This window comes from candidate division KSB1 bacterium, assembly GCA_034505495.1.
In the GTDB taxonomy this organism is placed as follows: domain Bacteria; phylum Zhuqueibacterota; class Zhuqueibacteria; order Residuimicrobiales; family Krinioviventaceae; genus Fontimicrobium_A.
The window spans coordinates 1-14,066 of the sequence record JAPDQV010000061.1 but is presented as its reverse complement, the minus strand read 5'-3'; the positions used below and the strand labels follow the sequence as shown (position 1 = coordinate 14,066).

General features: G+C 51.7%; 4 protein-coding genes. All 4 read right to left on the bottom strand.

Features of this window, described 5'->3' with window-relative positions:
- Nucleotides 1-243: 243 nt before the first annotated feature.
- Complete coding sequence (locus ONB24_14805; protein MDZ7317379.1) at nt 244-3,708, bottom strand: hypothetical protein; 3,465 nt, start codon at nt 3,706-3,708, stop codon at nt 244-246.
- A gap of 18 nt (nt 3,709-3,726) precedes the next feature.
- Complete coding sequence (locus tag ONB24_14800) at nt 3,727-6,681, bottom strand: TonB-dependent receptor (protein MDZ7317378.1); 2,955 nt, start codon at nt 6,679-6,681, stop codon at nt 3,727-3,729.
- An 827-nt stretch (nt 6,682-7,508) separates the two neighbouring features.
- The gene (locus ONB24_14795; protein MDZ7317377.1) at nt 7,509-10,901 is read right to left on the bottom strand and encodes a hypothetical protein; all 3,393 of its coding nucleotides are present in this window, start codon (nt 10,899-10,901) and stop codon (nt 7,509-7,511) included.
- A 20-nt stretch (nt 10,902-10,921) separates the two neighbouring features.
- Nucleotides 10,922-13,924, bottom strand: coding sequence for a TonB-dependent receptor (locus tag ONB24_14790; protein ID MDZ7317376.1), 3,003 nt, complete (start codon nt 13,922-13,924; stop codon nt 10,922-10,924).
- Nucleotides 13,925-14,066 lie beyond the last annotated feature (142 nt).

The window sequence follows — 14,066 nt, the reverse complement described above, 5'->3', positions numbered from 1 at the left end:
ACATCGCATCGTCGCTCACCGCAACATAGGCCCCCCCCATACCGATCGCACGAGCTCCCACATCAATGTTCAAAAATCCCGCCGCCGTCGTCCCCACTTTCGTCACATTCTGAGAAAAAAGCGTCGTCGCCGTCAGCACGACTGCCATAATGAGCATCATCTTTTTCATTGTTAACCTCTCCTTCTAATGTGATGATGAGGGCGGAGAGCAGGCTCTCCGCCGCTTCAAGCTCCAATTTTCTTTTACTTTATTACAGCAAATTTCCCGGTCTTTTCACCCAATTCTCCGGCGTCAACATGGTAGATATAAATGCCGTAAGAGATGTCGAGCAAATCTTTCGTCAACATATCCCACACCACTGTGCCGTCGGCAATATTGGGCGTATCGTGCTCAATCTCCTTGACCAATTGCCCGCGCACATTGAAAATGCGGATGGTGCATTTGGCCGGCAGGTGAATAAAGTGCAGTTCACGAGGTCCGCGTCCGGAGGTATAGGGACTGACCGGCTCCCACGAGTTGGATACCACATAGGGATTCGGTACCACACGGATACGATCCAATTGCGCTTTGGCAAGTTCGGGATCGATGCGCTGTCCCAACGTCGTAAATTCATAGACGTCATGGGAAAGGAAGGGTTTATAGGTTTTAATCGTCAGCACATCACCCGGTTGGGGATTTCGATGCAGCGAGTCGTTGGTCGCCGAGTCAAATTCAAAGCTCCACGTAGCGCTTAATTCTTGTCCATTTAAAGGTTCCAGGAAAATGACCTGGTCGGTCCGCGTCTTGTCGGTAAAGCCGGTCATTAATCCTTCCTGTCCTTTCAGGGCGTCTTTTTCCCAAAAAGCGAACTTGACTTTTTTTCCGCTCGGCAGTTCGCGGATGGTAAAATTAACCGGCGTTGCCGGCAAGGTTCGGGTTGCCGAGATGGCAAAAGCAGTGCTTGTATCAATGCCGATTTCTCCGAACTCGATCTGATAGTCGGCGGCCCGTGCCGTTCCCAAAAGACGGCTGTAACGGAAAATCGTGATGTTCGGCGCATAGACGCTTTTGTCGCTCCAAAGCGTGCTGTCGCTGCGAACCGAAACTTCGGGAAAGTTGAACAGCTTGATTCGGAACCCTTCCGTTAGCGGCTGCTCGGCGCCGCGCTCCAGGTTGGTGCTGCGGTCAATCAGCCGTCTGCCGCTGTCTTTTTCGATCAGACTGAAATTTTTAGTCGCCTGCGTGTAGGTGCCGCTGCTGTTTTGAATGACCGTATCTTCAAAAACGATTTGATAGCTGCCGTTTTGTCGAATCTGCGTCGAGTTGACGATTTCATAACCGACTATGCCGGAAGCTTTTCCGCCTTCGACAAGCGTAAGCCCGGTAATTTCCGCGTCCAAGAAACCGGCAGCAGGTGCCTCAGGACGCACCACCACAACGTTGCGACCCTTATCGATCGTACCGTCGAGCTTGACGGCAATATATTTGGCGCACTCACTCGGCGCAATGCCCAGCGCCGGATCGCCGCGGTCATAGGATGTGACCGCATAATAATAAGTTTGTCCATTACGAGCAGTGGTATCGACGAACGAATGCACAATGCCGGTGTCGTTGCCGAGGTAGAACTCGACGCCGCGGATGGCGATGGGCGAAAAACCCGTGATGCCATTCTTAAGGTCGAACTGCACAAGCGGTTTGCGGAATGCCACCGAGCCTTGTCCGTCGCTGATCGGCGTCATGTCGCGCCATCCGGGATCCGTAGAGCGATAGATGCGGTAGCCTTCGAAATCGTAACCGGTGATGGGATCGCGAAAATGCTCGGCAGCGTCGTCCCAAATCAGCGTCACGCGATTGTCGCCGGGAATGGCCGTCACGGTCGGGATGACCGGCGCTTTGGCAAAGTTATAATTTTCCTCATAAGTCTTTTTGGCATAATCGCTGTTGGTGAACAAATCGTCGGTATTTTCGCCGAACATGATGCCGAGAGAAAATCGTTCGATGTTTCCGACCGCCAAAGGGAAATAGCCGGAGCCGAGCATGAGGTCAGTGTCCGAAAATTGCCCATAGTCGTTGAGGAAACCAGGCTCAAAACCTTTCCATAGCCCTTCATCGTCGCTGATTTTCGGATTGCCCCAAATAAAAATATTGAACGCAGTCAAGCCGATTTGGTCCGATTCATCGATATCTGTTTTGTCGATGTTGGGCTCACCCGGCAAGTAGGTATCGATTAGTCCGAATTTATTGGCTTTACCTACCAAATTGGGAAGAACCGCCGGAGACTGCCATCCCGAAGTGGGCAATCCGTCGCCTTCGCCGAAATCTCCGGTGTTCGGCACGCCGTCCAAACCGACATCGTCAGTCAACGGATTCCAATCGCCGTTGTTGTCGATGCCGTCGTCGCGGCGCTCGTCGATCATCGGATTATCTTTGCCTTCGCCGGTATAGTAATCGATATATTTACGGCCGACGAACAGATAGTTCTTGACCATCGTCGCGCCTTCTCCATATTGATATCCGTTGCTCTCGTCGATGATACCGTTAAAGTTGTCATCGATCAAGTTGCTCGGTATTTCTTCAAATACGGCGCCGGCATTAAAATGATAGGTGTTTTCCAGGTAGGTAATGGTGATGCCGTCGGCCGGCATGGCCATCAGCGTTCGTTCAAAGGTGGTATAGTCGATTACGACGATAGGGTCACCTGCATTGATGACGCGCGGCGCAAAAGTCTCTTCGGTAATCACAGGTCCAGGTCCTGAATTGGCGTCGTCGTCATCGTCGATACCGTCATAAGGGTTGCCTGGACTTTCATAATAGGCAAAGCCTTGGCAGCCGACCGGCGTCCAACCGGTATCGCCGATGTCGTCGCCGTCAAAGTGCCAGCCGATCTTGCGCTGCAGATCGAATCGGGCGCAGTCATCGCCGCCGTCCCCGCCGCCTTTGACGCTGCGGCCGAACACCGGCCCCGACATAATGCCGAAGATCATCTTTGAATGATTATAAGTTCCAATATTCTTGATATCAACCAACTGGAACAGAACATCTTCTACCAGAACGTTCGACCACTGAAAACCGCGCACAGTGCCTCGCCGGCCTAGGCCGCGCCGTTCCAAATCCGTACTGTCGGGATAAAAAGAAAATTCATCGTTCTGATAATCATCGAACACATAGTAGCTCTCTTGATCGGCATTGAGCACGTTTTTGCCGAAATAGCCGTTCCATGACCCAGGCCAACCGGGATCGACGGCATCATCGGTTTTGTCCGGCCAAAAGGACGGCCAGGTTTCCGGCATATGGCTCATGGCGATTCGCTGTACTTCGGGATTGGCAAATCCGGGCAGCGGTGCATTGCATTGCCAACTGCCGTCCTCGCGTGAATCGGCAGAAGCCGCATCGCTGTCGTTACCCGTAACAATACCATTTGCTTCAGATGAAATGTGGCGAATGATCCCTTCTGTATCCTTGACTTCGGAAAGCATGAAATAAGGGATTAGGTTGATATAATTATGTCCCGAATTGATCGGCCATTCTCCGATATCATCGGGGTTAATTCCGTTGCGATGACCAACATAACCTTCATTATAAAAGGTGGTTCGGAACTGATTGCCTGAGTGCATATTGCGGTAGCTATACAGCTCGTCGCCGTGCAATCGATCGACCGCAGCCTGTGCAAACGCTGTCGATAGACCGGCGAGAGCAAATACGGCAAAGCTAAAAATTAGTTTTTTCATATCATCCTTCTCCTTCCGTTAAAAACCGAGGCTCAAGCCGAGTTGGACCTGCCTGGGGGCGATGTACCATTCCGGCCGCAAATAGAGATCCTCAACCGTTCCGATACGCAATGGGTTGTAAAGAACCTCTTCCGGTCGAGGATCGGTTGTGTATTCAGCCGAACCGGTATCGGAAAATACGGCCGTCGCCATCCGATTATCAAAAAGGTTATAGACATAAGCAAACGCCATGACATGCAGTCGGCCGAGCGGGAAGGTCTTGGTGACATAGAGGTCGGCGCTGTAAATATCCGGGCGCCTGGCGCTGTTCTCGGGCAGGTCGGCTGTGCCGAAACCGCCGACAAAGGCGCCTTTTGCGAATGTAGGCGTATAAGGCAGACCCGTGTTGAATTTTCCAACCAGCGAGGCGGTCCAAGTTCCGGGACGTACCATCAACTGCAGGTTCAGGGTGTGATTCTGATCCCAGTTAAGTGGAATAAGCTTTCTTCTCGGCTCGGCGCCGCTTTGTTCTGCATAAAATGCATCGGTAGGATTGGAGTAAGTGCCTTCGGCAACCTGGAAGGTATAATCCACCTTGGCGGAAAAGATATTGGTAAACCTCTGTTCGCCGCGGAAGGTGATGCCGCGTACGTTGGCATAGTCCTTGTTTTCAAAGGTTGAATAAGAGACGACATCGCGGACCGTCTTTTGAATGGGGGCGGTTCCGACCCAGTCGCGGATGTCGCGATAAAAGAGAGTGACGTCGATACCGAGCCCGGGCGCCAACTCCTGCTGCAGACCGATTTCATATTGCGTCGTGCGCTGAGCGTTCAGATCGGCGTTGCCGAAGATGGTGCTGCCGCCGCCGGTATTGAGTTTGAATCCCGGCGCCGCGTAAAGGTATTGAAAATCAGGAATCTGGAAAAAGTGGCCGTAGGAAAAATGGATGACGCCTTTATCGGTTATCGGATAGGCGATACCCAATCGCGGGCTCAGCTGCGTCTTGGCATTCGCCTTTTTCCACATAAAGCTTTTGCGCTGTTCGGGCGTCCATTCCACTAATTGGTCCTTATCGGCCGTAGGATCAACCCACTTGTTCTCCGGCTTCATCGGCGTATAAATGCTCGGATCCATGGGATCGACCGGCACGTACCAGTTCGAATTAAAATAGTCGAAGCGCAGACCGATGTTCATAATCAGGTCTTTCAGCTCGATTTTATCCTGAACGTACATGCTGAATTCTCTCGGTCGACGCGGCTCATCATAAGCATCACGATAGAGGCTTTCTTTGGGCGGAATAACCGGCTGAAAGGGCACTATGGCGGTTCCGTTTTCGTCCGTTTTGGCGCGGAGCGTATAGCTGTCCAGATTGAACTCATGCAGCCTCAATTCGGCGCCGGTTTTAATTTGATGAGTCGAGTTAATTTGACTGGTCAGATCAAACTTGGCGATCCAATAAGCTGAACTGCGGAAATTGCGGCCCAAATCGTTGCCCGCGCGGCTGTAGCTGTAGCCGATCGGCGTTCGCGAAGAATCTTCAGAAACGTATCCCCACGGCTGGGCCGGATCGGGTATCCATCGGTATTGGATGCCGTAGGTTTTCAAGCTGTCCAGCAATGCGGGATTGTCTTCCGGCGCAAAAGTCAGCGGCGCATTCACCGAGTCGCCCGGCAGATATACCAGCCAATGCGGCGTCTTGGTCGGATCTTCATAGAGATAGCTCCGGCTCTCGGTGTACATGCGGTTCACCTTGAATTCATAAAAAGTTCGATTGGACAACACATGGTTCAACGACAACAGATGGGTTGTTGTATATCCCCAAGACGGGCTAAGTCCCCGCGGAGCATACTTGAACTGCCGGCTCCAATAACGGTCATTCTTCCAATCGCTGACGTTCAAGCTGTAACGAAGTTTGATGCTTGGGGAAATTGCCCAAGTAAGCTTACCCAGCCCCGTATAGCGATGGTGCGCCTGCATCGGCACCAAAGAACTGTCGCCGGGGAGGCCGCAGGGCAGAAACCACTCCCGACCGTACAGGTAACCGTCCTGCTGATAGTAACGACCGTTAAGGAAAAAAGTCAATTTGCTGTTGGTAAAAGGTACGGGCCCGCTTAAACTCCCTTCGAGGTTGTAGGTGGGATTGAACTTTGTTAAGGGATCCTCGGACTCGCTGTAGACGGTGGTCTTGTTGGTGAGCGAATCGGTTTCAGCGCGAACATATTTTAGAACGCCGTAGACCGGATCCGAGCTCACATAGTCGCCGACGTATCCTTTGATCTCCCCATTATAGACCGAGCCGCCGTCCTTGGTAATGATGTTGATAATGCCTGACATCGCCTGGCCGTACTCGGCGTTGAATGTGCCGGAAATGACCTGCAGTTCCTGCACGGCGGTATTCTCGACGGCAGCCGTCGAGCTGTTGTAGAACGCATCCGTCGAAGCCACACCGTCGACCCAGTAAGCTACTTCGCTCGAGCGTCCGCCGCGGATATGAATTCCTCCCGCGTCGACAACGCCGGCCGTCAAGCCGACCAGGTAATTGGTGCTTTGGGCCGGCAGGACTTTGATCTCCTCAGCGCTGACGGTCGCCAAGGAGCCGGTCATGTCCATCTGCACAATGGGTCGTTCGGCAACTACTGTCACCTCTTCACCGGCCTCGAGTACCGTCGGACGCAATTTGATATTTTGCGTGGTGGTTAAATCAATGTTGACGCGCACACCCTCGATTCGCTGGCTGGTATAGCCCATCATTGAAACGAGAAGCGTGTATTGACCGGGAGGAAGATTAATGATTTGATAGTTTCCGGACAAATCGGTTGCTGCGCCCGTCGTCGTGCCCTCTACAGTGATATTGACGCCGGGCAATGGCTCGTTGGTCTCGGCATCCGTCACGCGTCCGGCAATCTTTCCCGTAGTGCCGGCAGTAAGCTCATGGAAACTTGCCGCCGCCATCAAAAAAATCGGGAGAAAAAACAGGACCAGCCGTTTCTTCATCTCATGCACTCCCTTTTTGGTTCAAATTGCAAAGGATTAGTGAAGCAAAGTAATAGTATTTTAATTTTAAAAAAAGAATTTTTTTCTGAAATCTTGAATTCTCTTTCATCGAAAGAAAAAATATTATTTACTACTCTTGCTCTCGGCGTCATTGGGGAGCTGTCATATTTCCGACCGCATTTTTTATCATAAAGACCTGCTCATAGATGTCTCTTAAATCCGACAGATTTCCCTCGCGTATGATCAAAATAGACCAAAATCGTTTCTTGCTGCCCTGTTAAGTTTTTTTAGCATTTCTGATTTTGCCGGTGAAATCTTTTGTAAAGTCACGCGAAACAATTGACGGCTTGGGGGGCAACAGAAAGGTAAATACAATCGGCTTGATTATCTGTAAGATTCGCCGCCGCTCGATAGAGTGATATACCAGTCGAATTGCTTTAAAAGAGTTGCTAATGAGTATCTTTTGCGCCTCAACCATTCCTAAAAGCGGCATTTGATAGGTGGGTTAAATAAGGCAGCGACGGGACTGCTGATGTTTCATAACGCACTCATGGTTTCTTTTGGTCAAACCGCGAAATCATTCTAAAGGGCCTACTGATATGATTTACTTTTAATGAAAATCATTTGGTCAGTCATGCAAAAAAAATAGAGCAGAATTCTTTGCGGTTGGCCTAGTGAAAAATAAACATCTTGGAAATCGAAAGCAACAACAATAAAAAGGGTTGAAAAAATGAAACGTTAAAGGTCGGCTTTTTCTTCATGGATTAAAGTCTTTAAATGCCAGGGGCGACGCTTTGGTCGCCCCTGGCATACCGCATAAAACTCGGCTATTTAATCACGGCAAATTTACCGATCTTGGTGCCGTATTTTCCTGCATCGACATGATAAATGTAGATTCCGTAAGAGATATCGAGCTTATCTTTGGTCAACATGTCCCATTCAAGGGTTCCATCGAGAATGTTGTCGGACTTGTCATGCTCGAGCTCTCTTACTAATTGCCCGCGCACATTAAAGATGCGGATCGTGCATTTGGGCGGCAGGTGGGTAAAATGGAGCACCCTGGGCCCGCGACCGCTGCTATACGGGTTGACCGGTTCCCATGAATTGGAGACGACATAGGGATTCGGTACTACACGAATGCGATCCAAATCGATTTTTTCCTCATCGATTCCTTGCCCATAGGTTTCGAATTCCAACACATCACTGCTGAGGAAAGGCTTGAAGGTCTTGATGATCAGATAGTCGCCTGGTTGCGGATTGTTGTGAAACTCATCACGCGTATCTGAATTGAACTGAATCGACCAAGTGACCACCAAAGAATCTTTTTCATTAGGCTCCAAAAAGATAATTTGGTCAGTTCTAGCCTTATCCGTAAAGGCAGTGAATTTGCCGTCTTCACCCGCCAGCTTGTCGTTTTCCCAGAAGGCAAATTTGACCTTCTTGCCGCTGTTCAATTCGGTGATGGTAAAATTGACCGGCATTACCGGCAGGGTTCTACCCGCAGACACGGCAAGAGCAACAGACGTATCAATACCGACTTGGCCGAAATCGATTCGATAGTCATGGGGGGCTGCAACACCGCGCATCCTGCTGTAGCTGAACGGCTTGATGTCATAGCCGTAAATATCCGATCGGCTCCAGCGTGTGCTGTCGGAATTCAAAGTGAGTTCCGGATAGTTAATGATCTGCAGCTGGAAGCCTTCCTTGACCGGCAGAATCGCCCCGGTATTGACCGAGGTAGATCGGTCGATCAGCGTCACCGGCGCGTTCGGATTCGTAATGTTGAGGAGGGTCAGACTCTTTGTGGCTCGGGTTAGAGTTCCCGAGATGCTGGTAGAGGCAACGACTGTATCCTCAAAAGTAATTCGATAGCGGTTGCGGTCTTTAATTTCCAATGGATTGACCACTTTGTAACCCAATTTGCCGCTGGCCATTCCGCCCTTAACCGCGGTGATATTGGAAAAAGACGGCGATCTGTACCCGCTTGCCGGCGCTTCCGGCCGCACTTTCACCACGTTCGGCCCCTTGTCCTCAATCTCTCCGGCCTTATTGATGGTGATGAACTTGCTGCACTCGCTCGGCGCGATCATGCCCTCAGCCGAGCCTCGGTCATAGGCGGTAACCGCATAATAATAGGTTTGCCCGTTAACCACTGTCGTATCGGTCCATGAATGAACGATACCGGTATTCGAGCCCAAATAAAATTGCACTCCCTTAACTGCCACCGGTGCATAACCGGAGTACTCGTTGTCTAAATCGAATTGAGCAATCGGCAAACGGTAGGTGACGGAGCCTCGGCCGTCGGTAATCGGCGCACAATCGTTCCAGCCCGGATCAGTTGAGCGATAGATTTTGTATCCCTCAAAATCCTTCCCCAGAATGGGGTCTTCGGTTTCTTCCGCAATCGTATCCCAAATCAGAGTCACTCTGCGGTCACCCGGAATGGCGATGACATTGGGGATGGCCGGCGCCTTGGCAAAATTATAGTTTTCGCTGTAGGCCTTGGTGAACCATCTCACATTATCGAGATAGTCATTCAGGCTGATGCCGCACAAAGTTCCCATCGAGAACCGCTCGATCGTCCCAGATTTGCAGGGAAAGTAACCAGAGCCATACAGCAGCTCGATGTTGTCGTTCAGGAGTTCCTGATCGAAATAGCCTGGCAACAGGAAACTCCATACTTTTTCATCGTCATACTGCGCCAGGTTTTCCCATTTGTAAAGCGTAAAACTTGTGAGGCCGATCATGTCGGTTTCATCGATGTCGGTTTTATCGAAATGCGGCTCACCATACGTCGGCAGGCCGTCGCCTTCACCCGGATCGCCGGTAAACGGCTTGCCGTCAGCGCCGACATCATCTTGAGCGACGTTCCAGTCGCCGTCGTTGTCAATGCCGTCGTCACGGCGCTCATCTATCAGGATGTTGTTTAATCCGACGCCCGTAAAGTAATCTACGGCCTTTAACCCCACATAGAGGTAGGTCATGTAAGCCGCTGCGCCTTCACCGACCACGGCGCCGTTGCTCTCGTCAATTATGCCGTTCAAGTTATTGTCAATCAGATCAAACGGCTCCTCTTTGATTACTTTGCCGTCCCAAAACTTGAGCACGATATCCTGATAAGGAATGCGCAGCGTATCGACGCCCTCCTGGGCCAAAGTCGTTAGGCGGCGCTCAAAGGTCTTGTAATTGATGACGATGATCGGGTCGTTACGGCGCAACGTTCTCGGCTCGAACATGGACTCTTCGATAACGATTCCCTCACCGAACCGCCCGTCGCCGTCGTTATCGATGCCGTCATAAGGGTTGCCGGGGGATTCCAGGAACACGCCGCCGAAATAGCCTACCGGTGTCCAGCCGCCGGCGCCGATGTCGTCATAATCATACAGATAAGCCGAGTTGGTCTCGCGGTTAAAACCGCCCATATCGTCGCCGCCGTCGCCGCCTTCACGCGAGTCGCCCATATTGTTGCCGTACTTGTAGGCGAACAGCATTTTGTCGTGATTGTGGGTGCCGACATTCTCCAGGTCAAACAAAGAGAACATGCCGTCTTCCACTAAGGCATTCGACCATTGGAAATTGCGTGTCCACATGCGAATGCCCAAGCCGCGACGATTCAGATCCGTGCTGTCGGGGAAAAACTTGAATTCCGCGTTGTTGTAATCGTCGGCAACAAAAAAGCTCTCTTCGTCGGCATTAAAGATGCCTTTGCCAAAGTAGCCGTTCCATTGTCCGGGCCAGCCGGGATCAACCGGATCATTCAGCTTGTCCGGCCAAACGTCCGGCCAAGACCATTTCCATTTGCTCATGGCGATCTTGTTGGTATCGCGTGCGGCAAAACCGGGCAGCGGCAGAAAGGTCCACCAATCGCCGTTCGGGCTGCGGTCGCCGGTCGAATTGCCGATCATGGCGCTTCGTACCGTCGAGATGATGTGCTTCAGCTGACCGTCCGTGTCGATAACTTCGCTGCCGACGAACAGGTTACCGTCGATCATGTACCAGCGGCCTGAGTTGATCGGCCACTCGCCGGCAAATGCGGCCGGATCGTTGATGCGTCCGTATGTACCGTCATTGTAAATGGTCGTACGGAAGAGATTACCGGCGTGCACGCCGTCGCGAATTTCCAAAAAGGAGCCATGCAGTCCTTCCATCTGCGCCCAGGCGGCGCCGAGCAGAAAGACGAGCAGCATCAAAGTATGTGCGACAAATTTTCTATGTTTCATAAGTTTTTCCTCCATTGCACTTAAAAGCCGACCGAAAAGCCGACTTGGATTTGGCGCGGCGCGGTGTAGTAACCGGGCTGCAGGACGTAATGCTCCACCGTGCCGACGCGCTTCGAGTCATAGCTGACCCGTGACGGCGTGATATTGGTAGTGTAGTCCGGTGAACCCGTATCCGAGTAAACCGCCACAGCATCGTCGGAATCGAACAGATTATTAATGTAGGCAAAGAGGTTAAAATCTAAACCCGCTAATCGGAATTGGCGGTTGATGCGCAGATCGACAACCTTCTGATTAGGATTGCGCGAGCTGTTCTCCGGCAGACTGGACAGCGCCGAGCCGCCGACAAATTGGGCACGCGGGAAAGAGGGCGTATAGGGGAAGCCGCTGTAGAATCGCCCGATGGCGCTGACGGTCCAGCGATTTTTGTAATAAATCAACTGCATATTGAGTGAATGGCGCCGATCCCAATCCAGAGGAATGAGGTTCAAGCGCGGCTCATTGTTGTTGACTTGGGCGTTAAAGGCGTCATTCGGATTCGAGTATGAGCCTTCGGCAATCTGGAACGTATAGTCGAGGTTTGCCGAAAAGTTCGCAGCCATGCGTTTTTCCATCTTGAAGGTAATGCCGCGTACGTTGGAATAGTCCTTGTTCTCATAAGTCGAGTAGAGAACACTCGGGATAGCCGTGCGTACAAGAGGACTGGTTCCAACCCAATCGCGGATGTCCTTGTAAAAGATGGTGACGTCGATCCCCAAGTCCTTGGCGATCTGCTGCTGCAGACCGATTTCATACTGGACCGTCCGTTTGGCATTCAAATCGGCATTACCGAAAATGATGTTGCCGCCGGAAGGATTAATCTTGAAATCCGGATTGGTGTACATCTGATTGTAGGCCGGAATCTGGAAGAAATGGCCGTACGAGAAATGTATCACGCCGGCATCGGTAATCGGGTAGGCGATGCCGAGACGCGGGCTGAGCTGCATTTTCGGTTTCACCTTTTTATGCATAAACGCGCGTCGTTCTTCCGGTGTATATTTTTCAAATTGACGCAGATAAGCGTCGTATTCGGCCTGATTGAGACCGGCAGGCGGAGGAGTCCAGTTTTTATAAGTATTCTCGGGCTTGATCGGATGATAGATATCAGGGTCGTCCGAAAAAGTCGGTACAACATAATTGGCGTCAAACCAGTCGAAGCGCAAACCAATATTAAAGATGATTTCCTTCAGTTCCATTTTATCCTGAATATAGGCGGAAAACTCTTTCGGCGTGCGCACGTAATCGCTGCGCTGCGGACTGTCGATCGGCGGGATCGTCGGCATATAAGGAACGATCTCTTCGTTCGATGCCGGATTCGTCGCGGCGATCAACGAGTAGCTCGAATTGTCCAGCCGATGCGTCCGGAACTCGAAACCGGCCTTGACCAGGTTGATCCTGTCGATTTGGCTGGACAGATCGAATTTGGCGATCCAGCTTTGGGTACGGCTGCGGCTGTAGTTCCGACCGCTGCCGTCGTTCCAGAACGAATAGCTTGCCGGCACGCTGTTGGAGTCGGGATGGATGTAGCCGATCGGGCCATTGGGATCAATGATCCACTGATAACGGCGCCGCTCCTGCTTGAGCTGTTCAAAACGTATGCTGTCCTCTTTGCTCTTTAAGGGGTTCAGCGTGAGATCCGGCAATACGATGCCGTCGGCCGTGGTATCCGGGTAGATGTAGATGTAATAATCCGGCCGCGCATTCGGATCGGCAAAGACATAGCTTTTGCCGCGGTAGTCCAAATAATTGAAGCGAACCTCGTAAAAGGTTTTGGGCGAAAGAACGTGATTGAGGGAAACGATATGAGATTGATTGAGGCTATGGCTCTGGCTCGTGCCCAACGGGACATAGCGCTGCTGCTGTGAAAAGCTGCGCGGTGAATCGTCTTTGTTCCATAACGCATTATAGCTGAGCTTAAAGACACCGCTCGGCCGCCATGTCAGTTTGCCCTGAAGCGAATTGTGATGGTATTCGCTCATCTTTACAAGCGAGCTGTCTCCCGGAACGCCGGTGGGCAAAAACCAGTTGCGACCGTAGTAATAACCGCTGCCCGAATTGGTGCGGCCGTTGACGAAAAAGGTCAGCTTGTCTTTCGTCCCCGGAATCGGCCCGCTGAGGCTGAGATCATAATTGTATTCCGGATTGAACAACCGCAAAGGATTGGAGGTGATCCCTTTAACGCCGACCGCTTTGCCGGACTCATCATAAAGCGTCACTACTCGATCAAGAACCTCGAATTCGTCGCGATTGGAGACATAATCGCCGACGTAGGCGCGCACTTGGCCGTTGAATTTCGGGCTGCCTTCTTTGGTGATGATGTTTACAATACCGGACATGGCCTGACCGTACTCGGCGTTGAATGTACCCGAAATAACCTGCAGCTCCTGGATGGCATAATTTTCAACCGTAATGCCTTGGCTGTAGTTGTTGACGTTGGTCACCGGCACGCCGTCGATCCAGAAGGCAACCTCGTCGGCGCGTCCGCCGCGGATGTGCCAACCGCCTCGGTTAACTACACCGGCCTGCAGCTCGAGCACCTCGCCGATGGTCTGCACCGGTAAATCGGCAATTTGCTGCGCCCCGACCGTTGCCATCGAAGAGGTCTGGTCCATGCGCACCAGCGGACGCTCCGCCACCACCGTCACCTCTTCACCGGCAATCACGCTCGGCTCCAGCTTGACATTCACCTGCGTCGTCAGGTCGATGCTGACCTGGACGTTCGATCTCACCTGGGTTTTATAACCCATCATGCTGATCTTTAGCGTATATACGCCCGGCGGCACGTTGATGATGATAAATTCGCCCTGCAGATTGGCCGCGGCGCCCATCTGCGTCCCTTCGATGATAATGTTGGCTCCGGGCAAAGGTTCGCCGGTTTCCGTATCGACTACTTTTCCGGCGATCTTGCCGGTGACACCCGCAAAAGCGGTTGTCGCCAGCATGCAGATGAGGAAAAGCAGCCGAGGAGTTCTTATTCTCAGCTTCATAGTCAACTCTCCTTATGCTTCATGCTTTAACTTGCTCATTCCTTAAAATCCCAAGGCGACGGTGAACATCTGAATCTCCTTGAGCACGCCGAAATCCTGATACGCATAGTCCAACATCAACCGCATACCCCCCACCGAATAA